Here is a 22,715-nt window from a genome sequence, read left to right on the forward strand (position 1 = left end):
AAATAGGGGCATTATTTCAAAGGTTAGTTGACGTTAAGCCACTTCAATTTTATGGAACAAACGATACAGCACAGGCACTACGATTAGCGTGAGTACAGTCGCAAAGCCTAAACCAAACATGATGGTTACTGCCATTGGTTTGAAGAAGATATCCGGTAGTAGAGGGATCATACCTAGAATGGTGGTAATCGCCGCCATACATACCGGGCGAACACGACTCAGAGCCGCATCAACAACCGCTACATACGGATCTTTACCAGATTTCATCTCAATCTCAATTTGATCAAGTAGTACGATACCGTTCTTCAGAAGCATCCCAGATAGACTCAAAAAGCCCAACAGCGCCATAAAGCCGAATGGTGTATTCAAGGCTAGCAAGCCTGTCGTCACCCCTATCAACGCCAATGGAACCGTTAACCAAACGATCAGAGGCTCTTTCACCGAGTTAAACAAGAACACAGTGATTAAGAACATGAACAAGTAACCCAGAGGCATGGTTGTGAACAGTGACGCCTGTGCATCTGCTGACGACTCATATTCACCCCCCCATTCCAATGAGTAACCCGGAGGCATCTCAATCGCTTCAATCTGTGGTTGTAAGCGTTTCTGTAGAGTTGAGGCCGTCTCTTCACCCAATAGATCAGGATCCGCCATTACCGTCAGCATACGCTTACGGTTCTTACGGATGATCAGTGGATCTTCCCATTCTAGCTCGTAACCTAACGTTACTTGTTGAAGTGGGATGTACTCACTTAATGCTGGGCTCCAGATCTTCATGCCTTCGATGTTACGAATATCGACACGCTCGTCTTCAGGCAAACGAGCCACAATCGGCATTAACGTTGTACCATCACGATACACACCAATCGACTTACCAGAGAAAGACATTGCTAGGAAATCGTCAACGTCAGATTTGGTAATACCATAACGACGCGCTTGGCTTTCATTGAACTGAGGCTCTAATACCTTAGTTCTTTCACGCCAATCGTGACGAACGTTAAATGCACCTTCATCAGCACGCATGATGTCCATAACTTGAGCAGCGATTGAACGTAAAACCGTTGGATCAGAACCCACAATTCGCGCTTCAATTTTCGCACCGCCACCAGGACCTAATTCGATCTGTTTCAGCTTGTAATCAATCTCTGGGAACTGACCATTTACATGCTCACGGAAACGTTTCATTAGCCCTTCAAGTACTTCATAACTTTTCACACGAACCGTTATCTCGCCGTAAGCGCTATAACTTTTCTCTGGCGCATAAGTCAGCATGAAACGTTGCAGGCCTTTACCCGCAGTTGTCGTGATATGTTCAACTTCGTCCTGCTCTGCTAACCAACCTTCAAGCACTTTAAGCTTGGTATTGGTCGCTCGAATATCGGTACCTTCCGGCATCCACACATCCACTTGGAACATAGGTGTGGTTGAAGACGGGAAGAAGGCTTGCTTAACGAAACCAAAACCGTACACACTCGCACCTAAACCAATAATCAGAACAAACATGGTTAACCAAGCACGCTTCATACAGAACTCGAGGAAGTTTTTGTAGATAACAAAAACCATCCCGTTGTACGGGTCCTTACCTTCGTTATCTGGGTCGACCTTCTGACCTTTAAAGAACATGTCGGCAAAGAACGGCGTGAGCGAGATGGCAGTAAACCAACTCAGCATCAAGGAGATCAGTAGCACCGTGAACAAGGTGCCACAGTATTCGCCTGTTGAGTCTTCAGATAAACCAATAGGAGCAAACGCAGTCACCGCAATAACCGTCGCACCAAGCAGCGGCCATTTGGTTTGGGTTACGATATCGGTGGCGGCCTGCATCCGGGTTCGCCCCTTCTGCGTGCCGATCAATATCCCTTCCACCACCACAATGGCGTTATCCACCAGCATCCCCAAGGCGATAACCAACGCGCCCAGTGAAATACGTTGCAGGTCGATCTTGAAGTACTGCATGAAAATGAATGTACCGAATACGGTCAATAGCAGTATCAAACCAATCAATAGGCCCGATCTTAGTCCCATGAAGAACAGTAACACCACGATTACGATCGCAACCGCCTGCCCTAAACTCACCACAAATCCGCTTACCGACTTGTTCACCTCTTTAGGTTGGTTATAAACCTCGGAGATGTCGATACCGACGGGTTGTTGATATTTAAGCTCGGCGAGTCTTCGATCAAAGTCTTCACCCACTGCGACCACGTTCACGCCTTGCGCAAAAGAGACACCCAGGTTAAGCGCGAGTTCGCCGTTATAACCAATGATGTTACTCGGTACCTCAACGTAACCACGGGTTACATTCGCCACATCTTTTAGATAGATAAGCCCTTGAGCGCCACCTTCTGTCAGAATTAAATCGCCAAGCTGCTCAACATTCTGGAACTCACCCGTTGGATGGATTCGAATATATTCATCACCAATCCTTACCGCTCCTGCACTTGATACAATATTTTGAGTCGATAAAAGGTTAAATACCGTGCTTGGAGACAGACCCAGAGAGCTTATCCGTTTCATCGATATCTCAATGAACACTTGCTCTTGTTGTTGGCCGGAAACGGAGACTTTACTGACCCCATCAACCAACTCTAGCTCTCGCCTTAGGTAATCAATGTAATCCAGCAGCTCTTTGTAGCTATAGCCATCCCCCGTCACCGCCAGCAAAATACCGTAAACGTCACCGAAATCATCGATGACTTGAGGATCATTGACGCCGGGTGGCAGTTCAACCTTGAGATCATTCACTTTTCGGCGAAGTTCATCCCATATTTGCGGAAGATCATCTGGGCCGTAGTTGTTCTTCATCGTCACCGTTACCTGTGATAGGCCGCGGCTAGAGATAGAGTTCACTTCGTCCACATAGGTAAGTTGTTGAATCGCTTTTTCTAGTGGGTAAGTAACTTCTTCTTCAACTTGTTGAGGTGTGGCCCCTGGGTAAGAGGTCACAACCATCGCATCTTTGATGGTAAAGGCAGGATCTTCTAAACGACCCAAGCCGAAAAAGGCAGAGACACCACCAATAAGAAAGATCAGAGATAGCATCCAGCTAATGACTTTGTTACGTATAAAGTAAGAAGCAACACCTGTGATCTGATCATCACCCTGTTGATCGTCATTTTGGGGCTTGTTATTTACTTCACTCATTGTTCGTCTCCTGAGACAATACTTCCACTGTCATCCCATCTCGCAATCGCGATACGCCTGCAACAACGACATGCTGCCCCATTTCTAATCCTTTCATGATCTGCAATGTTTTCTGATTGGCTTTTCCTATTACGACTTGCTGTTTCGAGACGGTACTGTCGTCATTAAGCACCCATACATAAGAGTTCTGACGCGTTAAATCATCGCCATCCGCATTAAACACAGCTTCGATTGGGATAAGTACCCCAGCTTTTAACTCCAAGCCTATATCTCGCCCATTTGACGTCACCTCAACGGCCATACCATCCAGAATCAAATCATCTTCCGGCATAGGTAGAGCAAGCGTCACCGTGAACGTGCCCGTGCTTGGGTCAGGTTCAGTGGTGAACTCCTTAATAGCCGCTGTGTATTCATTGCCACTGGGCACTCTTACCACAGCCTCAACATTCGATAACAGCTGTTCGCTAGGCTGATTCACGTAAATCTGGTCAGGCAGTTGGATAACAACCTCAACATCCTCAACACTGTGAATGTTCACAATCTGTTGGCCTACCTGAATATTTTCATATTGATCGACACTGACACGAGAAATAATCCCATCAACAGGCGCACGAAGCATAGTGAACGATAAGCGCAGTTTCGCCAGTTCCAACTCGGCATAAGCAATCTGGCGTTGAGCGGCAATTTCATCGAATTGCGACTTAGCCAATAAGCCTTTCTTCACTAGCGGACTCGAACGTCGGTATTGACTATTGATTACCGTGTAACGAGCTTGAGCATTGTCCACATCCAATTGATAATCGGTTGGGTCAAGCTCGGCAATGATGTCCCCTTTGGCAACTCGTTCACCTTCCTTCACATCTAGCTTGAAGATTTCACCCGCAACTCGGAAACTGAGGTGAGCCTTCTCAGCAGCGTTTGCTACCGCAGGGAAATAGAGTTTGTCGCTAAAATCGATGACTGAAATCTCGATAGCTTTAACCAAGGGCGTGTTATTCACTTCTACAGCTTGCTTATCTTCACAAGCCGTCAGTAAGGCTAAACACGACAGGCCAGCAGCCACTTTAAGTGTTTTCATGTTATAGCCCCCTTTCCTTGATCCACTCTCGAACTTTAATGCCCGACTCAAGACCATTGACGCCAGAAGTCACAATGCGATCGCCATCGTTCAATCCAGAGACGATATGGCGTTTTTCATCGATGACAATGGCAACATTTTCAACAATGCCGTCGCTATTCACACGCCATACAGAGACATCATCCCCATCGGTCATCATTGCTGACGTTGGTATTTTGGTGGCCGCCGCTAACGATGAAACGAGATTTACCGAGCCAGACATACCGGGCAAAATACCCACATCGGTTGGTCTTTCCATTACCATGGTGACTTTGTACGAACCTGTTTTCGGGTCAGCTTCGGTATCCACTTCTTGGAAGGTTAAAACGTAAGAGTTTTCAGGAAACGCATCAAAAACCATGGTTGCATCCGTCTCGAACCCTGATGAAAAGCGCGTAATAAGTTGGTCGGGTAATAAGAAGACGACTTTAAGAATTTGATTGGTTTGAATATTCATCACGCCTTGTTTAGCCGCAATGTATTCATGGTTTTCAGCCGGAATAATGGAAATCGTTCCATCGTAAGGCGCAACAAGAGTGGTATAGCGAAGGTTTGCTTTGGCTTGATTAAGCATCGCTTTAGCAGAGTTGTGATTGGCTTTCGCTTGGTCGAAATCTTGCTCTGATACGACTCGGTCTTTGCGTAGTTTAATCGAACGCTGGTATTGAACGTCAGCAAGCTTAAAGTTGGCTCTTGCTTGCTTCTCTAACAGCTGATATTCGTCAGGATTGAGCGTTGCAAGCCCTTCACCTTTACTCACCTGTTGACCAGACGTGACATCGATAGTCTGAAGTAGCCCTGGAACACGAAATGCGAGTACGGCTTTGTCACCCGCTTCAGTGGTGGCTGGAAAGCTACGTTCAAAGGCATTACTACCGACGGAAACAGTGAAGAGTTTGGCGGGTCTAGAATCAGGTTCAGGTACGGGAGGAAGCTCCTTACCACACCCAGACAACCCAGCTAAGGCTGTCAATAGGACAACGGAGGCTCTATACATTGGTGATCATCCATATCTATAAATATTTTTATAACATAGATTAATCACATGTAACTTACCAGTCAGCGTAAGATTTATTTAGAGAAAATTATTAAAAAAAATAACGGCTTGGAATAAATTTTCCTAAACCGTTATCTAATCCTTTTTAGGTTTTACCACTACATGTTCTTAAATTCACGATTCACTTTAAACGTATCTGAGGTGACATAAGCTTCCATGTTGCGGACACTGGTCTCTAACTTCTGGAAATCACCCTCTAAAGTGTTCAATAGCGACTCTGCAGTTTGCCCTTTTTCCCAAGGCTTTTGCTTCAGCGTATGCTCTTGTTTCGCCTTCATTTGGTCGACATACTGAGGTGGTTGTTTTTCAAGCATAAATGTCAAAGCTAAATACGCTAATAACACCAGAAAACTACCACCAAGCAGTGCTGCTGAGATAACTAAGATGCGAACCAACCACACTTCAAGGCCAAAATAGTTCGCTAACCCTGCACACACACCAGACAATTTGCCGTTAATCGTGTCGCGATACAGTTCTCTACTCATAGTTTCGTCTCCAGTTAGGCGACTCCGCATCCAGTATTTTTTCTAGCGTTTTCACTCGGTCTTGCATGGATTCGGCTTGCGCAGAAAGCTTATGCAGACGTTGAAGATCCGTTTCAGAAAGACCATTGCTGGATTTCTTCTTGCTGCGGTAATGTAAGAATAACCATAGCGGTGCCACGAAGATTAAAAAGACAATCAGTGGACCTGCAATTAGAAATGTTGACATAGACAACTCCTAGATTATTTATCGCGGTTTTCAACTTGTTGCTTCAGTTTCGCTAGCTCTTTTTCGATTTCATCTTGAGCTTGTAGCTCGGCAAACTCTTGGTCTAAAGATTTTGCGTTGCCAGTCTTAGCGTAAACGTCCGCTTCAGCTTCTAATTCATCCACTTTACGCGAGAATTGCTCAAACTTCGCCATTGCTTCGTTGGTTTTGCTTGAATGCAGATGTTTTTGAACATCACGACGATTGCTCGCTGCATTGTTACGAATCATTAATGCTTGTTGCTTTGCACGAGTTTCTGCGATCTTTGTTTCAAGTTTACCAATTTCACTCGTCAATTTTTCGATGGTTTCATGAACCAAGGTTTGTTCGGTGTGAAGGCTCTTGATGATGTCTTCCAGTTTTTGCTTTTCGATTAGCGCCGCTCTCGCCAAATCTTCGCGTTGTTTGGTCAGGGCAAGTGTCGCTTTATTTTGCCAATCTAGAATCTGTGTTTCGATAGCTTCTACTTTACGCGCTAGCTCTTTCTTGTCAGCAATTGCTTTTGCTGAGTTGGTACGAACTTCAACTAAGGTGTCTTCCATTTCTTGGATAATAAGACGAATCATCTTTTCTGGATCTTCAGCCTTATCTAATAGTGCACTGATGTTTGAATTTACAATGTCTGCAAAGCGAGAAAAAATACCCATGAGGAACTCCTTAATTACAATGATGGCAAATGCGTTTCAAATCGTTGTGCGACTTTATCAATCCACTTGCTCAAAAATTTACGTTTGTTGTTAAACCTACCATAAATAATCCAAGTAGCGTGCCAACTTTTAAGCCATTTATTATCAGTTACTTACAATAAAATGGTGATTAACTCGAACCATGCTATGATGAATTTAGCCAAGTATTGGTATTTTTCACCACTATGGCTCTTACATAACCTCTCCAGCGATTAATTCATACAAGGACCCGCTATGCAGCAGAACCTCATTGGTGAATCACCTAGCTTTCTCTCTGTGTTAGATAAAGTTTCCCAACTCGCACCAATAGAAAGACCCATTCTGATCATTGGCGAACGTGGCACAGGTAAAGAGTTGATCGCACAAAGACTGCATTACCTTTCAAGACGTTGGGATCAACCTTTGATCTCATTGAACTGCTCAACCTTAAGTGAAGGTTTGATTGATTCAGAACTGTTTGGTCATGAATCGGGATCCTTTACGGGTTCGAAAGGGCGTCATCAAGGTCGTTTTGAAAGAGCAGAAGGCGGAACGCTGTTTCTGGATGAGCTGGCGACCACTCCCCTTGCGGTTCAAGAGAAACTACTGCGCGTTATTGAATACGGGCAATATGAACGTGTCGGTGGGCAAAAGGCGCTAAGTGCCAATGTCAGACTGGTGTGTGCAACCAATGCCGACTTACCAGACATGGCATTAAAGGGCGAATTCCGAGCAGACCTATTAGATAGACTGGCGTTTGACGTGATTACTATACCCCCTCTTCGAGAGCGAAAAGAAGACATCATGCTACTGGCAGAATATTACGCCATTAAGATGTGTCGTGAATTGGAATTGGAGTTGTTTGTTGGCTTTGCCCCCTCTGCCGTTGAATCGCTTTTGGATTATTCTTGGCCAGGGAATGTACGAGAACTCAAAAACGTCATTGAGCGAGCTATCTATCAGCACGGAAAAGATCCCTATCCTATTGAATATTTGGTGTTTAACCCATTTAAACCCGCATGGAAAACAGAGCAAGATTCCTCTCCGGAAACTGGCAATGAGCCGTCTAACAGCCATACTTCATCAGAGAGCTTGTTTTCTTTGCCGCTTGATTACAAAGCATGGCAAGAACAACAAGACATCAAGCTACTCAACCAAGCCCTCAAACAGAGCAAATATAACCAGAAACAAGCCGCAGAATTACTTGGGTTAACCTACAACCAATTACGTGGAATGGTGAGGAAGTACGCGATTGTCGGACAAGCTAACGATAAATAGCTGTCCACGCTTGATTATTATTTGGAGCCGAATAAATAAAATGTTAAATTGTCCGGATCTTGAGGCCCCTCTAACGCCTCGTTTCGAAAAGTATTTCTTTTTATGAAAGCACTAATAAGACTATCACTGAGCATCTGCACGTTGAGCTTTCTCGCTGGATGTGGTGAGAGTGTGAATCACGAGCAAATCCGTGAAAAAGGCTTCATTTATTGCGGCCAAGGTAATCCTAGTACCTTCAACCCACAGCTGGTTGATAGTGGCATTACCGCAGAATCGCTGAGTCCTCAAATCTTCGATACACTGCTCACTCTTGATCCGATGACGTACCGACCAAAACAGAACTTGGCGACAAGTTGGTCTGTTGATAAATCAGGTACAGAATACACGTTCAAACTGCGCCCAAATGTTGCGTTCCAAACCACAGACTGGTTCACCCCAACTCGTAGCATGAATGCACAAGATGTGGTGTTTAGCTTTGAACGTGTCATTGATAGTTCAAACCCATTTCATTATGTGGGTGGCGGCCTATACCCATGGTTTGCCGGAATCGACTTCAAAAACCTGATTGTCGATATCACCGCAGTTGATGACCTAACGGTGAAATTCCAATTAAGTCGCCCAGACAATTCGTTTCTCAACAATATCGCCACCAGCTATGCAGTCATTCACTCTAAGGAGTATGCCAATCAGCTCATTGCAGCGGATGAGAAAAATCGAATCGATTCCAATCCAGTCGGCACTGGCCCTTTCTACTTAGATGAATACCAAATCAACGACCTAGTGCGCTTGAAAAAGAACAAGCACTACTGGAAAGGTGAAGTACAAATGGACCAAGTTGTGTTCGATACTTCGCAACGTGGAACAGGCACACTTGCCAAGCTTCTGCGTAGTGAGTGTGACGTGCTCAACTCACCAATTTCTAGCCAAATCCCTATTATTCAGGCTCATGAAGAGTTGAAGATTTCTGCTACTCCGGCGGTTAATGTCTCTTTCATCGCGCTGAATACTGAGCACCCTGCACTGCGTGACTCTCGAGTTCGTAAAGCGCTCAACTTAGCCATCAATCGTCAGAACATTCTTGATTCTGTGTATTACGGTACAGGAACCAAAGCCTACACCTTGCTTCCTCCGACTTCTTGGGCTCACCAAAAAGACAGCGTTCAAGTTCGCTACGACCGAAACTATGCGGTTGCGCTTCTCAAAGAAGCTGGCGTTGAACCTGGGTTAGAGCTTTCAATGTGGGTACCACTAGAGCCACGCGCATACAATCCAAGTCCAAGAAAAACGGCAGAACTTATCCAAGCAAACTTAGCCGATATTGGTATTGAATTGAAACTCTATACCGACGACCGATTTGACCGCACACAGTTGTCCTCTATTTCCTCAACAGACTTGTTGCTTACAGGCTGGATAGGCAATACCGGTGACCCGGACAACTTCTTACGTCCGCTGCTCTCATGCAGCTCTGAGCGTGCAGGGTTAAACGTCTCGATGTGGTGTAATTCAGACTTTGATTTCCTTCTCGACTTAGCATTAGAGATCAATCAACAAAGGCACCGTGTGAACTTGTACCGACAAGCCCAAAACATTCTCAATGAAGAAGTTCCTGTGATTCCTTTAGCTCATGGCGTGCAATTTCGCGTGCACGATCGTTCGCTAACAGGCTTTAAAGCAAGTCCTTTCAATGCCCAACCTTTTGATCAAGTCAGAAGAGAGGTGCAGTAATGTTTTGGTATACATTAAGACGTGTAAACTTATTCGTTATTACGCTAGGAATTCTGACCTTGGTAGGTTTTTCCCTGCTTCGATTAGACCAAACCTCACCTTGGGCAATTCAAGATTTTTGGCCCGGTTGGATTAGCTATATCACTGAATTATCGACGCTAAACTTTGGCCTAAGCAAACACGGTGTGCCTATCATCGATGAGTTGGTCCTGGTGTTCCCTGCAACGCTAGAGCTGTGCTTCTTTGCCTTTGTGTTGGCACTCATCATCGGTATCCCTTTCGGCACCATTGCTGGTATGAGACAAGGTAAATTTGTTGATACCACCATATCGTTCACCTCAATGGCCGGTTACTCTGCACCTATATTTTGGGTCGCACTACTGATGATCATGGTGTTTTCGTTGCACTTTGAGATGTTCCCAGTTGGTGGGCGATACGACCTGCTTTACGAAATCGAACACGTCACTGGCTTCGCTATAATTGATGCCTTTTTTGCTGAGGGTCGTTATCGAGCACACGCACTGCAAAGTGTTATCGAACATATGGCGTTACCTTGTCTTGTATTGGCACTCACCCCAACGACTCAGGTAATTCGACTGATGAGAGCGTCAGTGGCTGAAGTGATGACTCAAAACTACATCCGCGCCGCACGAATTAAAGGTCTTTCAACAAGAGAGATCGTCACGCAGCACGTGTTAAGAAATGCGATACCACCGATTATTCCTAAGGTCGGCGTTCAGCTATCGAGTATGTTAACGCTCGCTATTATTACCGAGTCTATCTTTAACTGGCCGGGTATTGGCCGCTGGTTATTGGATGCTTTATCGAATCAAGATTACGTTTCAATTCAAGCTGGTGTAATTGTGGTGGCTACCTTAGTTTTGACCGCTAATATTCTGTCCGATCTACTGGGCGCGATGATCAATCCACTGGTAAGGAAGGAATGGTATGCTAACAAATAACGTCTACCAAGAAGAACAGATTCCAACCCAGTTCGAACGTTTCTGGCGCAGCTTCCGCAGCAATAATCTCGCTATGTTTGGCTTGTGGTGTTTGGTGCTTATCATTCTGGTCACCGTCACTTCACCGTGGCTAGCCCCGCATGATGCACAAGAACAAACCGGTCACCTATTAACGCCGCCCTCTTGGGATCCTGCGGGAACGGTAGAATACTTTTTGGGTACGGATGACTTAGGCAGAGATATTCTCTCTCGCCTAATAATTGGCTCTCAGTTAACCTTCGGCGCCGCGGTGGTGATTACCTTTATCGCAGCCGTCATTGGTTGTCTGATTGGCGTACTTGCTGGTATGACGCGCGGTTTACTATCAAGCACGCTAAACCACCTGCTTGATACTGTTATGTCGATTCCATCTCTTCTGCTGGCGATTATCTTCGTGGCATTCCTTGGCTTTGGGGAGTTTAATATCTTGCTCGCCTTGTGCTTGGCACTGATCCCGCGCTTTATACGCTCGGTGTACATTGCCGTGCATGCTGAAGTAGAAAAAGACTATATTCTGGCTTCTCGCCTTGATGGTGCGAACGATTTTTACCTGCTATGGAACTCAATCCTTCCGAACATCCTTACCGTGATCGCTCTTGAAGTTACGCTGGCACTGTCAGTCGCAATTCTTGATATCACGGCTTTAGGTTTCCTAGGGCTTGGCGCTCAAGCACCGAGTACCGAATGGGGCTCCATCTTGGGTGATTCGGTCGAGTTGATTTACCTTGCGCCATGGACAGTTACCCTACCCGGCTTAGCTATTATGTTTACAGTTATCGTGATTAACCTCGTCGGTGAAGGTGTTCGCCAAGCGCTAAATGCAGGAATCGAATAATGCCGTTACTTGATATTCGACATCTAACCATCGAGATTGAGACCCCTCAAGGGATGGTTAAAGCCGTAGATCGAATGAGTATTACCCTCAATGAAGGGGAAATTCGTGGCTTAGTAGGTGAATCAGGCTCAGGTAAGAGTTTGGTTGCAAAAGCGATCGTCGGAGTATGTAAAGAAAACTGGAAGGTTTCTGCAGACCGAATGCGCTTAGGTAATATCGACCTACTGCAACTGACGCCGAAAGAAAGACGCCGAGTGATCGCCCGCGATATCGCAATGATCTTCCAAGAGCCATCAACGTGTCTTGACCCTTCTGAAAAAGTAGGTAGCCAGCTCGTTGAAGCGATCCCTTCCCATTCGTTTGAAGGTCGTTGGTGGCAACGATTTAAGTGGCGTAAGAAGCAAGCGATCGCATTACTACACAAAGTCGGCATCAAAGACCACTCTCGCCTAATGGACAGTTACTCTTATGAGCTGACAGATGGTGAGTGTCAAAAAGTCATGATCGCAATGGCGATCGCTGCCAAGCCAAAAGTCTTGATTGCTGACGAGCCAACCAACGATTTAGACCCAATTACACAGTCTCAAATATTGCGTCTTTTGAGTCGTATGAACCAGATCAATAACACCACCATCGTGTTGATCGGCCATGACTTAACCACCATTACCCAATGGGCGACTCGCATTACCGTGATGTACTGTGGTCAATCGGTAGAATCCGCTGATACACCGAAGCTGTTGGATGCACCAAAGCACCCGTACACCGTTGCTTTGTTAAAAGCGATGCCAGACTTTAACGACTGGATTCCCCACAAGGAGAAGCTCCAGTCTTTGCCGGGGTCAATTCCACCGCTGCAACATCTTCCTATTGGTTGTCGATTAGGGCCTCGCTGCCCATACGCACAAAGGCAGTGTGTCGAGATCCCACATACGAAACGTATCAAGAACCATAAGTTCAACTGTCACTTCCCTCTGAATATGGAGAAGAAAAAGAAATCATGAGTGCATTATTAGAAGTCAGTGATTTGTCTAAAGACTTTACGACTCGCTCTGGTCTTTTCCGTAAAAAGATTCATCAGGCGGTGAAGCCAGTTAGCTTTTCTCTTGAAGCAGGCCAGACAATTGGTTTTATCGGCCAGAATGGTTCTGGCAAATCAACATTAGCCAGAATGCTCGCAGGCATGGTGGAGCCAACCGCAGGCGAGATCCGCGTGAATGGCGAAAAGCTAGAGCACAAAGACTACTCGACTCGTTGTAAGCTGATTCGAATGATCTTCCAAGATCCGAATACGTCACTTAACCCGCGCATTCAGATCGGTCGAATTCTTGAAGGTCCATTAAAGCGAAACACCAACATGCCTCCAGAAGCTCGTATGCGTCGTGTGAAAGACACACTACTGCGCGTAGGCCTTCTACCGGAACATGCGTATTTCTACCCTCAGATGCTTGCTGCAGGCCAGAAACAAAGGGTTTGTTTGGCTCGTGCCTTAATACTTCAGCCATCCATCATTGTTGCTGATGAAGCTTTAAATGGTTTGGACATGGCAATGCGCTCGCAAATCATCAATCTGTTCTTAGAGTTACAAGAAGAGATGGGCGTATCGTTCGTTTATGTATCTCAACACCTCGGTATTGTTAAGCACATTACCGACAAGATTATTGTCATGCATGAAGGCAATGTGGTTGAGAGTGGGGAAACAGATCAAGTGCTAACCAATCCAACTCACCAAATCACCCAAAGATTGGTTGAGAGCCATTTCTCCAAAGCGCCGAACCACTAACCTGGAATCACGCTACATTTAGCAGAGGGGAAAAGTATGTATCGAACAGCTTCAATGCTTCCCCTCTTGTTGGTGCTGTTGTCCTTTAACGCGACAAGCACACCGCTCACATGGCTAGATAGAAGCTTCGTCGAAACTGCCTTTTATAACGTCGCGCTTCAACACGAATACTCCCAAGGCAACAAACCGCTCGCCAAGTGGAAACAACCGATCAAGATTTGGATCGATCATCGAGTGGGCGATGAGGAACTGCATCAAGAGATCACAGAGCTTCATATCAAACACTTATCTGAAGTCACCCAACATCCAATAACAATCGTCAGTAAAGAGTCCGAAGCGAACGTTAAATGGATATACACAAGGCAGAGCCAGTGGGTATCTGACGCGAAATCGGTGCTCAAGCTCAAATCAACTCAACATTTAAATAGCGCCATCTGCACGGCGGGCTATAGAACCAATTCTAAAGGCGAGATTGTATACGCTGGGATTGTAATCCCGGTTGATCAGGCAAGATCGCGAGGTAAGCTGGTCGCCTGTATCGTGGAAGAGATCACACAAGTTCTAGGCCTGCCGAATGATTCAGATAAAGCCTACCCTTCTATTTTCAACGACCACACGCCAGAAGACTTATTATCGCCGTTAGACGTAGTGCTACTGCAATTGCTGTATGAACCAGAATTGAAAGCTGGAATGACAAAATCTGAAGTAAAACCTATCGTTCGAAAGATACTCAAGAGATACAGCAAAACAGGTGTGCTTCAGCAAGCTTCTAAAGCCGCACAGCAAGCGCCTTTGTATCAGTTGATTGGGTATTGACGAATATACGTTGGAAGTAACTTAGATGGGATAATTGAATGATAGCGCTGCCTAAGAAAGGCAACGCTGACTTACGATGTTACTGTATTACGAAAGAACTAGCGCTTAGCTGCCTGCTTTTTCAATTCGAAGTCGAACTCATCCGGGAACAAGATAACGCCTTCTTCTTGCTCGTTCGGGAATACTACAACAGCAAGTTCGTCGTCTTCTAGACCATTCGTCCAGCGACTGTGCCATTTGTTCAACGAAATAGACTCAGCTTTACACTCAGACCAATCACCCGTTGCCCATGATTCTGCGAACTCTTGGTTTGGCCATACTGGAACACAATCTTCATCTTCTGTGTTCAGCATTACACAACCGTGTTCATCGGTTAAGATCCATACTTCACGGTTTGCTACGATTTCTTTCACACAGTATTTCAGGCGTTGCTCGCCCGTATACTTGTTGATTTCAGCGATTTTTTTATCGTCTAGCTGTGTAGTCATCTTAATTTCCTACTTTAGTCAGTAACTTTGCTCTTAAAGCTATTTTATGCCGAGTGTTGTTAACTTCAAACATTATCGATGAAGAAGAAAGTCTACTTCAAAGAAAAACGCCTGCTAAATAAGCAGGCGTTTAATATTAAGCGACTTGATTAAACAAGCTCACCTTGTAGCCAAGGCCAGCCTTGCTTCTTACGGCTTAGTGTATTTTCCATCATTAATACGCCGCCTTTCTCGTGCTTAACCAATTTCTCAGCCCACTCACCTTTGTATAGAAGACGAGTTTGAGCAGTAGTGATATCTGTTAGCATTACCGCAGCGAACGCTAGACCGTCTTTCTCACAACGCTCTTCAAGATCAGCTTCTAGCGCTTCGATCATGCCGTCTACTTGCTCAAGAGTCGCAAGTTCAACTTGACCAACTACAACATCACGACCGTTGAATGGGTAGCCTTTAAGGTCTTTTTCTACTAGCTGTGCAGCAGATAGGCCTTCGATGTTTGTTTTTGCGATTAGAAGCGCTTTGATGAATGCATCAACGTCAGTTACGCCAGCAATTTCAGCAAGCTCAGCAACCGCGTCTTTGTCTTTTTGAGTACATGTTGGAGAAGCGAAACCAACTGTGTCTGAAAGAATTGCAGACATCATTAGTTTAGCGATTTGTTGAGAGATTGCGTGACCTTCAATCTTGAACATGTTGAAAAGTACAGTGTTTGTACAACCAACAGGCCAGATCCAAGCTTCCATTGGGTTTACTGTCATCACGTCGCCTAGACGGTGGTGATCAACAATACCTACGATCTCTGCATCAGCAACATCATCTGGTGCTTGTGCTAGATCTGAGTAGTCTACTAGCCAGATTTTCTCACCAGCAACAGAAGTACGAAGCTCTGGCTTTTCAGCACCAGCGACTTCTAGAATGTGTTGAGTTTCGCGGTTGATCTCGCCTTGGCGAATTGGTGTCGCTTCCTCGCCACGAGCCTTAAGAAGCTCAGTTGCAACTAACGCACTACAAATACTGTCACTATCAGGGTTTTTGTGACCAACAACTAAAATCATGTTTCTTCCTATTACACTAACAATTATGACTCTACCTTTAGAGCCTCTCTTTATTAGCCATACTTTACCTCATTTTTTTAGATTGGTCATGTTTCGTGGGTTTAGCCAATAGTAACAATAGATAAAAAAAAACAACAAATGCAATTGATAATTATTATCATTCGTATATATTTATCTTAAGCCACTAATTTTGAGTAACACCTATGGATAGACTAATCTCTTTTTTGCCAAGCAGTAGTGCTGCGAAAACAACTCAGTTTTCACTGTCATTTAAGCGCCTGATTTTGCCTGTCTCACTTGCAGCTTTGGTTGCGGCGCCTGCTACGCGAGAACTGACGGTCACTACTTTATCTGACGCGTTTTGGGCAGTGTCTTGTTATGTTGCTTTAACCTTGGCTATTTACCACTGGTTAAGTCTGTACATAAACAAAGATAACGTCTTCAATAAGCTCGTCCATCAGTCTCGGTCTAACCAAGTGGTGTTTGCTGCGCTGATGGGGGCATTGCCTGGTTGTGGTGGTGCGATAGTCGTTACCACGCAATTTATTTCCGGGAAGCTGGGGTTTGGAGCCGTCGTTGCTGTACTGGTTTCCACCATGGGTGACGCTGCCTTCTTGTTGATTGCGAGCGAACCTAAAACAGGCTTAGCCATGATGGCAATGGGCGTCATTGTCGGTACAGCGTCAGGTCGCATCATCAACCTATTTCACGCTGATGATTTCTTACGTCCGAAACAGTCAGAGAAAAATGAAGCAGTGCGTAGCTGTTCATCACAATCTCAAGAGAAAGACAAAGAAGCCGTTTCTAAAAAGGCGATAAACCTGCAAGGTTACCTGTGGTCTGTACTGATTATTCCGGGTGCTGCCGTTGCCCTACTTGGCTCTTTTCAAGTCGATGTGAACGAGCTGCTCGCTTTGCCTGAAATGTCGATGGAATGGGCGGGGACAGTTTTGCTGATCAGCTCGATGTTTCTGTGGGGGCTAACCCGTGAAATTGAGGATTACAAATCAGCCGTGAGTGAGGACGAAAAGTGTATAGGCTCTCACCCATTGCAAAAGACCGCTCAAGATACAAACTTTGTCACCGCTTGGGTGGTGGTTGCCTTTCTTTTCTTTGAATTTGGCTCTGTGATAGCAAATGTTGATTTTGCGACGCTATTCTCAAGCTGGGGCATCATGCTCCCCCTGGCTGGCGTGTTGATGGGTTTGCTACCGGGCTGTGGACCGCAATTATTGGTCACTAGCTTGTACCTATCAGGTGCGCTTCCACTTTCGGCTCAGGTTGGTAATGCGATTTCAAATGATGGTGATGCGTTATTCCCTGCGATTGCCATGGCACCTAAAGCAGCGCTTATCGCGACCTTGTATTCGAGTGTGCCCGCTTTGATCTGTGCATACGGTTATTGGTTTATGTTCGAACTTTAAGCTTAAGTTTCTATTCAAGGCTCAAGTTTTTATTCAAGATTTAGGCTTCACTCCTTAGGTTTCAAATCGTCGGTACTCTGTATCGGCCTTTTTACTTTCGACGACCTAGCTCTTTAGAAAGCACTCAAAAACCCTCTTCCTTTGCCCCATAGCTGTTACCACGTTGCTTCTGCAACTTATCTCAAGCCATACTTTATAACTCGCCGCTAAAAAGCCTTCATAAACGCGACTACAAGACTTAATTAGAAATCTCTGTACAGATATTAGAAATACAAAAAGCCCCTGTAAGAATCCTTACAGGGGCTTTAATTCAAGCTCTAATCTTAGCTTTTAAGCGAGAGGCTTAAGCTACTTCGATTGGACCACCGAATGAAGTTACTGGAGGCAGTTTGCCTTGGAACTTCTCGAAATCAACCAAACATGTGTTTGCTGACGTTGCTTGAGCAAGTTCAGACGTACCGATATCTTGAGTCAGTGTGTTTGGATCGCCGTATGTATCTAGCGCGCCCACTTTCTCGTTGATCGGACCGTACCAAGCACCTTCTTCGATACGAACAACACCAGGAGCGTAGCTATCCATTAGAACAGCACCTGCTAGTAGTTGACCACGGTCGTTAAACACACGTACTACATCGCCATCTTTGATGCCTTTCTTCTTAGCATCTACTGGGTTGATGTAGATTGGCTCACGGCCTTGTACCGCGTAAGTCGCACGCCACTCTTCAGATTCACACATCTGAGAGTGAAGACGCTTGTCTGGGTGACAAGATTGTAGCCAGTACGGGTGCTTGTCAGAGCCTGGACCACCGTGTGAACGTTCAGATTTCTCGAACCACATTGGGTGTTCTTGACAGTGCTCGTAACCCATGTTGCCAACAGTACGGCTTGTGATTTCGATGAAACCAGAAGGCGTGCCTAGTGCGTTGATCTCTGGATCTTCACGGAATGAAGCGTGACGAGTCCATGGCTTACCTTTGCCGAAGTCTAGGAAACCTTTCTCCCAGAACTCAGCAAACTCAGGCATTTCGAAGCTACCTTCGTTTGATGCGCGACATTCGTCGTACAGAGATTTAACCCACTGCATTTCGTCCATACCACGCGTGTAATCGTCGTAACGACCCCAACGCTTAGTTAGGCTAGACATGATCTCGAAGTCAGTCTTAGACTGGAACAGAGGATCCACTAGCTTGTGCATTGCGATCAAACCACGGCCAGAGTACGCGCCGTAGCCATCGATATCGTTACGTTCCCACTGAGTACAAGCTGGAAGAACAATATCAGAGTGACGACAAGTTGCAGTCCAAGCGAAATCAACAGCCACTACAGTTTGTAGGCTCTTGAATGCTTTACGCATCTTGTTGCGATCTTGGTGGTGGTGCCACGGGTTGTTACCACTGAATACCATCATCTTGATGTCAGGCAGTGTCACTGTTGCGCCGTTTGCTTTGATCTTCTTACCTGGCTCTAACAGGCTATCTACCCAACGAGCAACAGGGATTACGCGGCTGTAACCGTTGTAATCAGTGTTAGTGTGCTTAGGCGATTGACCTTTGTCGATGTTCAGCGGGAATGAACCCGGAGCAGCGAAGCCAGTTGAAGATACACCGATACCAGAGTAGTGGTGACCGTAAGAGATACCACCGCCCGGAAGACCAATTTGGCCAACCATTGCTGCGATAACTGCACACATCCAGTAAGGCTGTTCACCGTGCTCTTGACGTTGGATACTCCAACCAACAAGAATCTGTGTACGACCGTTAACCAGCATCTTAGCGAAGTCACGAATAGAGTCCGCGCTTGCGCCACAGATAGCAGAAGCCCATTCTGGCGTCTTCTCAACTCTGTCTTTCGTTTCACCTTGAACGTACTTGATGAAATTTTCAAAACCTAGACAGTAAGTTTCGATGAACTTCTTGTCGTATAGGCCTTCGTTGTAAAGAACGTGAGCAACACCAAGCATGAACGCCACATCAGTTTGTGGGTTGATGTACATTTGCTCGTTTTCTAGGTAACGACCTGTTTTGTTTTTAACAGGGTCAACAGAAACAACGTTGATCTCTTTCTTAGCAACTTTTTCTTTCAGCTGTTCTAGGTATGCGAACGACTCGTGAGTTTCACATGTCCAACCTACTTGAAGGTTTTTAACTGGATCGTTACCCCAAAGAACAATGTTGTCACTGTTTTCTAGGATAAGTTCCCAAGATGTACCTTGTGCGTAAACTTCAGTAGAACCTAGCACGTAAGGCATGATCGTTTGACCAGCACCTGTTGAGTAGTCACCGATTTTCTTCACAGAGTAACCGTGAAGTGCCATTGCACGTTGCATGTGGTTAGTACAGCTATGGAACTGACCTGTTTGTCTCCAACCAGTTTGACCTGTGTGAAGCGCCCATGGTCCGTAATCTTTCTGTACGCGCTCTAGCTCGCGGTAAACAAGGTCTAGTGCCTCATCCCAAGTCACACGAATAAAGCGGTTGTTACCACGCGTGTCTGCGCTGTACTTATGCTTCTTCAACCAATCTAGGCGAACCATTGGGTAACGCACACGTGATGGGCTGTAGATAATACCTTTAATACCTTTCAGCATCTCTGTTGGGTGCTGATCGATTTCTAGAGGTTTAATTTCTTGTACTTTACCCGCGTAAACGCGAGCTCGGAATGCACCCCAGTGAGAACCAGAGACTTTCCACGCGCCGTCTGTTTCTGCAGCAGATGCTGAAGCCGACGCCAATAAGCTTGGACCGATAACCGATGCCGCACTTGTCGTCGCGACACCTTTCAGAAAACTTCTTCTTGTAATTGCCATTGTGTTACTCCAATTGACGTCTTATTAGTGATGGCCTTCAGAAAAATCTGATGAGTGCTTCTGTAGATACTTAAGAACCAATGCTTCTGTATCTGTATCGAAGTTAACGAATGCAATCATACCATCTAGCATGCCTACCCAACCGTTAGCGCTGAAGTGAGCTTCATCTGGCTGTGAGTGACACGTTGAACAGTTAGATTGGTACGCTTGACTAGCTGCGTTCCAGATTGGATCGAAGTTATCAACCATAGACTCTTTCTTCATCCAAAGTGCTAGGTTAACTTCTTCCCAAGGAAGGCCAGTTAGCTCATCTTCTTTCTTCTCACCAACAGTGATTACGTCACTTTGAGATACTTCTTTCGTCAAGATTGCAGTCGAGATGTTCATACCGAAGTCTTCTTGGATTACACGTCCGAAGCCTTTCGCTTTACGCCAACCGTCGATTTGAATCTTGATCATGTCGCCTTTTTCGTCGATCACAGCAACTTTACTTGCAGGGCTTAATAGACCCGCTTCAACTTCAGCTGTTTCATCTGTGTACATTGGTAGGTGACGAATAGAGATCACGTCTGAACCATTTGCGTAAGATGTGCTGCTTGCTACGTTTTCTAGCTCGCCAACAATACCGCTCGCTGATGCCATATCTAATGGAAGGTTGTGAGCAATACCTTTGTGACAGTCAACACAGCTTTGATCACGCTCTGCCGCGTTCTTCATCTGGATACGCGCTGTTGGGCGCATGTTTTCGAAATCCATTGAATCGTAGTTGTGGCAGTTTTTACACTCTAGAGATTTGTTCGAAGAGAAGCGATCCCATTCGTGTTTAGCCAGTTCGATACGACGAGCTTCGAATTTCTCAGGCGTATCTAGGTCACCAAATACTTGAGCGAATACTTCTTTAGAAGCTTGCATCTTACGAGCGATTTTTGCTGTCCATTCATGTGGAACGTGACAGTCAGGACAAGTAGCACGTACACCAGAAGTGTTTTTCCAGTGAACCGTTTCTTGTAGTTCTACGTATACGTTGTCACGCATGGTGTGACAGCTTACACAGAACTCTTCTGTATTTGTGTGTTCTAGCGCTGTATTGAAACCGCCCCAGAAAATAACACCGGCGATAAAGCCACCCATAGTTAGTACACCCAAACTGATGTGTACTGCTGGGCGAGTAATTGTGCGCCATAATTTAACTAAAAATGATTTCATGTTTAGCTCTCTTAAATATTGATTTTAAAAAATGTTGTTACTTAGAGGGCATTACATGCCGCCGTGAGCACCTGGAGGTCCGAATACAAACACTTGCAGTGCCCAAACTAGGAAGCCGTAACCGCCTACAAAAGCCACACTTAATATTGGGAAGAGAACCACCGCGATGAAGAGGAAAGACTTCCACTCCAGCGAATGTTTTTCGCTAGTTTCAATTTTATTAACATCACTCATACATTTTGCCTATTTTGTATTTAGTAATTTCGAGTAACCCATTCTATGGGGCTAAAGTTCTTAAGTATCTAACGACAAATTTTAGACCATACTCAAAGTAGGGTTCAATCAAATCTCCCGTTATAACCCTTGCTAATCAATACTTTTTTGAGCTCATCCAAAGTTGTTTTTAGTTAAACAAAGTTATTAAAAAGTATTAACAAATGTGAAGAATTAAGTATATTTCACAAATGTTAAATTCCAACATTTACGCAACCGTATTGTAACCAATTTTAACGTTTTACCTACTAAGTAGTAGCCAAAAAACCCTCAAATAACCATTATTTTGTACTTTGAATGTTAAATAATTGAGCCTTTTTTGAGTTCGACAGGTATGACTCTGAAATGCATCATTTGGCACTTTCAGATATGATAGAAGCCTTATTAAAAGGAAGCATTATGCAAGACGTTATTGATATATCTTGGTGGCAATTATTGTTTTTCAGTTCACTTCTCTTGCTACCAATTGTAATCAACCACAAGCTAAAACTTGGCCTTGGAAAAGAGGCTTCTATCAGCATCATTCGCATGACTGTTCAGCTATTTCTGGTTGGCCTCTACCTAGAATACCTGTTCACTTTGAATAGCTTGTGGGTCAATTTACTGTGGTTATTTACGATGATTATCGTTGGGGCAAGCTCGATTGTTGAAAAGTCCAAGTTACCCCGAAACCTCTTGTTAGTGCCTGTCGCTGTGAGCCTAGCGGTAACCTGTGTACCCATTGTCTTGTTCATCTGCTTATTTATCATTAAACCAACACCGGTTTTTAACGCTCAGTACCTTATCCCGATCGCAGGGATGTTATTGGGTAATAGCTTAAGCAGTAATATAGTGGCATTGCAGAACCTGTTTGGTGCTTTTGAAACACAGAAATCAGAATATGAAGCAGCAATCGCGTTAGGCGCGTCTCCTACTTATGCTGCAGCGCCTTTTGTGCGTAATGCTATACAGAAAGCGATGTCTCCTATTATGGCCTCAATGGCAACCACAGGCTTAGTAACGCTACCGGGGATGATGACAGGTCAAATTCTCGGGGGAGCTTCACCAATGATCGCAATTAAGTATCAACTGATGATCATGCTGGCGATTTTCGTGATGATGAGCTGCTCTCTAGCCCTTGTACTTCACCTCTCATTGAAGACATCTCTGACCAAAGAAGGGCGAGTTCTCGCTCAAATACAGCCTTCGAAATAACCTCCCTACTCCACTTAGATCTGGTTACTCACTGAATTTGATACAGGTTATCCACAGAAATTGTGGATAACCAAATCAATATAGATCCTTTTTTGTCCATT

At 45.1% G+C, this 22,715-nt stretch carries 20 protein-coding genes; 9 read left to right on the top strand and 11 right to left on the bottom strand.

Translation table 11 applies throughout. From position 1 onward, the window contains the following. Positions 1 to 33 precede the first annotated feature (33 nt). From F0229_RS02590 to pspA, 6 genes are all read right to left on the bottom strand, one after another. On the bottom strand, positions 34 to 3,144 hold the full coding sequence (locus tag F0229_RS02590; RefSeq protein WP_136985593.1) for an efflux RND transporter permease subunit: 3,111 nt from the start codon (positions 3,142 to 3,144) through the stop codon (positions 34 to 36). After that, positions 3,137 to 4,222: an efflux RND transporter periplasmic adaptor subunit gene (locus F0229_RS02595; RefSeq protein ID WP_171732177.1), complete on the bottom strand. Its 1,086-nt coding sequence runs from the start codon at positions 4,220 to 4,222 to the stop codon at positions 3,137 to 3,139. Before F0229_RS02595 ends, F0229_RS02590 begins: the two co-directional genes overlap by 8 nt. Before the next feature lies 1 nt (position 4,223). After that, positions 4,224 to 5,258: an efflux RND transporter periplasmic adaptor subunit gene (locus F0229_RS02600; protein ID WP_081228758.1), complete on the bottom strand. Its 1,035-nt coding sequence runs from the start codon at positions 5,256 to 5,258 to the stop codon at positions 4,224 to 4,226. 158 nt (positions 5,259 to 5,416) lie between these two features. Beyond that, complete coding sequence (pspC, locus tag F0229_RS02605; protein WP_017065334.1) at positions 5,417 to 5,803, bottom strand: envelope stress response membrane protein PspC; 387 nt, start codon at positions 5,801 to 5,803, stop codon at positions 5,417 to 5,419. Next, the gene (gene pspB, locus F0229_RS02610; protein WP_004734605.1) at positions 5,796 to 6,029 is read right to left on the bottom strand and encodes an envelope stress response membrane protein PspB; all 234 of its coding nucleotides are present in this window, start codon (positions 6,027 to 6,029) and stop codon (positions 5,796 to 5,798) included. Before pspB ends, pspC begins: the two co-directional genes overlap by 8 nt. A 14-nt stretch (positions 6,030 to 6,043) precedes the next feature. Then, on the bottom strand, positions 6,044 to 6,715 hold the full coding sequence (gene pspA / locus F0229_RS02615; RefSeq protein ID WP_010440091.1) for a phage shock protein PspA: 672 nt from the start codon (positions 6,713 to 6,715) through the stop codon (positions 6,044 to 6,046). Positions 6,716 to 6,988: 273 nt separating this feature from the next. Here pspA and pspF point away from each other — a divergent pair, with 273 nt between their 5' ends. From pspF to F0229_RS02650, 7 genes are all read left to right on the top strand, one after another. Next, entirely contained in the window at positions 6,989 to 8,011 is a 1,023-nt protein-coding gene (gene pspF, locus F0229_RS02620) for a phage shock protein operon transcriptional activator (protein WP_017060309.1), read from the top strand. Positions 8,012 to 8,113: 102 nt separating this feature from the next. Next, positions 8,114 to 9,736: an ABC transporter substrate-binding protein SapA gene (gene sapA, locus F0229_RS02625; RefSeq protein ID WP_017065332.1), complete on the top strand. Its 1,623-nt coding sequence runs from the start codon at positions 8,114 to 8,116 to the stop codon at positions 9,734 to 9,736. Continuing rightward, on the top strand, positions 9,736 to 10,698 hold the full coding sequence (locus tag F0229_RS02630; protein WP_171732178.1) for an ABC transporter permease subunit: 963 nt from the start codon (positions 9,736 to 9,738) through the stop codon (positions 10,696 to 10,698). Before sapA ends, F0229_RS02630 begins: the two co-directional genes overlap by 1 nt. Beyond that, positions 10,685 to 11,572, top strand: coding sequence for a putrescine export ABC transporter permease SapC (gene sapC / locus F0229_RS02635; protein ID WP_017065331.1), 888 nt, complete (start codon positions 10,685 to 10,687; stop codon positions 11,570 to 11,572). Before F0229_RS02630 ends, sapC begins: the two co-directional genes overlap by 14 nt. Next, positions 11,572 to 12,573, top strand: a complete 1,002-nt coding sequence (locus tag F0229_RS02640; protein WP_171732179.1) for an oligopeptide/dipeptide ABC transporter ATP-binding protein — start codon at positions 11,572 to 11,574, stop codon at positions 12,571 to 12,573. The genes sapC and F0229_RS02640 overlap by 1 nt, the downstream gene beginning before the upstream one ends. Then, entirely contained in the window at positions 12,570 to 13,352 is a 783-nt protein-coding gene (locus tag F0229_RS02645; protein ID WP_017060304.1) for an ATP-binding cassette domain-containing protein, read from the top strand. The genes F0229_RS02640 and F0229_RS02645 overlap by 4 nt, the downstream gene beginning before the upstream one ends. Before the next feature lie 36 nt (positions 13,353 to 13,388). Then, positions 13,389 to 14,168 (top strand): DUF2927 domain-containing protein, encoded by a 780-nt coding sequence (locus F0229_RS02650; RefSeq protein WP_171732180.1) that lies wholly within the window; start codon positions 13,389 to 13,391, stop codon positions 14,166 to 14,168. Between the two features lie 98 nt (positions 14,169 to 14,266). On the opposite strand, the gene F0229_RS02655 is transcribed toward F0229_RS02650, so the two are convergent. Beyond that, positions 14,267 to 14,656 carry a DUF2750 domain-containing protein gene (locus F0229_RS02655; RefSeq protein WP_004734596.1) on the bottom strand — a complete coding sequence of 130 codons (390 nt, stop codon included), beginning with the start codon at positions 14,654 to 14,656 and terminating at the stop codon, positions 14,267 to 14,269. A gap of 149 nt (positions 14,657 to 14,805) precedes the next feature. Then, on the bottom strand, positions 14,806 to 15,711 hold the full coding sequence (locus F0229_RS02660; RefSeq protein WP_017065328.1) for a manganese-dependent inorganic pyrophosphatase: 906 nt from the start codon (positions 15,709 to 15,711) through the stop codon (positions 14,806 to 14,808). A gap of 203 nt (positions 15,712 to 15,914) precedes the next feature. Here F0229_RS02660 and F0229_RS02665 point away from each other — a divergent pair, with 203 nt between their 5' ends. Then, complete coding sequence (locus F0229_RS02665; RefSeq protein ID WP_171732181.1) at positions 15,915 to 17,135, top strand: putative manganese transporter; 1,221 nt, start codon at positions 15,915 to 15,917, stop codon at positions 17,133 to 17,135. A gap of 343 nt (positions 17,136 to 17,478) precedes the next feature. Here the strand turns inward: F0229_RS02665 and torA are convergent, their stop codons facing one another. From torA to torE, 3 genes are read right to left on the bottom strand one after another with little or no spacing between them, the layout of a single operon-like run. After that, a complete protein-coding gene (gene torA / locus F0229_RS02670; protein WP_171732182.1) occupies positions 17,479 to 19,941 on the bottom strand; it encodes a trimethylamine-N-oxide reductase TorA in 2,463 nt (820 codons plus the stop codon). 24 nt (positions 19,942 to 19,965) lie between these two features. Next, entirely contained in the window at positions 19,966 to 21,147 is a 1,182-nt protein-coding gene (gene torC / locus F0229_RS02675; protein ID WP_171732183.1) for a pentaheme c-type cytochrome TorC, read from the bottom strand. 51 nt (positions 21,148 to 21,198) lie between these two features. After that, the gene (gene torE, locus F0229_RS02680; RefSeq protein WP_017060298.1) at positions 21,199 to 21,381 is read right to left on the bottom strand and encodes a trimethylamine N-oxide reductase system protein TorE; all 183 of its coding nucleotides are present in this window, start codon (positions 21,379 to 21,381) and stop codon (positions 21,199 to 21,201) included. 438 nt (positions 21,382 to 21,819) lie between these two features. On the opposite strand from torE, the gene F0229_RS02685 reads away from it, so the two are divergent. Further along, entirely contained in the window at positions 21,820 to 22,614 is a 795-nt protein-coding gene (locus F0229_RS02685) for an ABC transporter permease (protein WP_171732184.1), read from the top strand. Positions 22,615 to 22,715: the final 101 nt, after the last annotated feature.

The organism is Vibrio sp. AIC-3 (genome assembly GCF_013114515.1).
Lineage (GTDB): Bacteria > Pseudomonadota > Gammaproteobacteria > Enterobacterales > Vibrionaceae > Vibrio > Vibrio crassostreae_C.

Bases quoted from the DNA above. Each gene is read 5' to 3' on its own strand.
- pspB (WP_004734605.1), bottom strand. From the start codon at position 6,029: ATGTCAACATTTCTAATTGCAGGTCCACTGATTGTCTTTTTAATCTTC.
- torC (WP_171732183.1), bottom strand. From the start codon at position 21,147: ATGAAATCATTTTTAGTTAAATTATGGCGCACAATTACTCGCCCAGCA.
- pspF (WP_017060309.1), top strand. From the start codon at position 6,989: ATGCAGCAGAACCTCATTGGTGAATCACCTAGCTTTCTCTCTGTGTTA.
- F0229_RS02640 (WP_171732179.1), top strand. From the start codon at position 11,572: ATGCCGTTACTTGATATTCGACATCTAACCATCGAGATTGAGACCCCT.
- sapA (WP_017065332.1), top strand. From the start codon at position 8,114: ATGAAAGCACTAATAAGACTATCACTGAGCATCTGCACGTTGAGCTTT.
- sapC (WP_017065331.1), top strand. From the start codon at position 10,685: ATGCTAACAAATAACGTCTACCAAGAAGAACAGATTCCAACCCAGTTC.
- F0229_RS02590 (WP_136985593.1), bottom strand. From the start codon at position 3,144: ATGAGTGAAGTAAATAACAAGCCCCAAAATGACGATCAACAGGGTGAT.
- F0229_RS02650 (WP_171732180.1), top strand. From the start codon at position 13,389: ATGTATCGAACAGCTTCAATGCTTCCCCTCTTGTTGGTGCTGTTGTCC.
- F0229_RS02595 (WP_171732177.1), bottom strand. From the start codon at position 4,222: ATGAAAACACTTAAAGTGGCTGCTGGCCTGTCGTGTTTAGCCTTACTG.
- torA (WP_171732182.1), bottom strand. From the start codon at position 19,941: ATGGCAATTACAAGAAGAAGTTTTCTGAAAGGTGTCGCGACGACAAGT.
- F0229_RS02660 (WP_017065328.1), bottom strand. From the start codon at position 15,711: ATGATTTTAGTTGTTGGTCACAAAAACCCTGATAGTGACAGTATTTGT.
- F0229_RS02685 (WP_171732184.1), top strand. From the start codon at position 21,820: ATGCAAGACGTTATTGATATATCTTGGTGGCAATTATTGTTTTTCAGT.
- F0229_RS02630 (WP_171732178.1), top strand. From the start codon at position 9,736: ATGTTTTGGTATACATTAAGACGTGTAAACTTATTCGTTATTACGCTA.
- F0229_RS02665 (WP_171732181.1), top strand. From the start codon at position 15,915: ATGGATAGACTAATCTCTTTTTTGCCAAGCAGTAGTGCTGCGAAAACA.
- F0229_RS02655 (WP_004734596.1), bottom strand. From the start codon at position 14,656: ATGACTACACAGCTAGACGATAAAAAAATCGCTGAAATCAACAAGTAT.
- F0229_RS02645 (WP_017060304.1), top strand. From the start codon at position 12,570: ATGAGTGCATTATTAGAAGTCAGTGATTTGTCTAAAGACTTTACGACT.
- F0229_RS02600 (WP_081228758.1), bottom strand. From the start codon at position 5,258: ATGTATAGAGCCTCCGTTGTCCTATTGACAGCCTTAGCTGGGTTGTCT.
- pspC (WP_017065334.1), bottom strand. From the start codon at position 5,803: ATGAGTAGAGAACTGTATCGCGACACGATTAACGGCAAATTGTCTGGT.
- torE (WP_017060298.1), bottom strand. From the start codon at position 21,381: ATGAGTGATGTTAATAAAATTGAAACTAGCGAAAAACATTCGCTGGAG.
- pspA (WP_010440091.1), bottom strand. From the start codon at position 6,715: ATGGGTATTTTTTCTCGCTTTGCAGACATTGTAAATTCAAACATCAGT.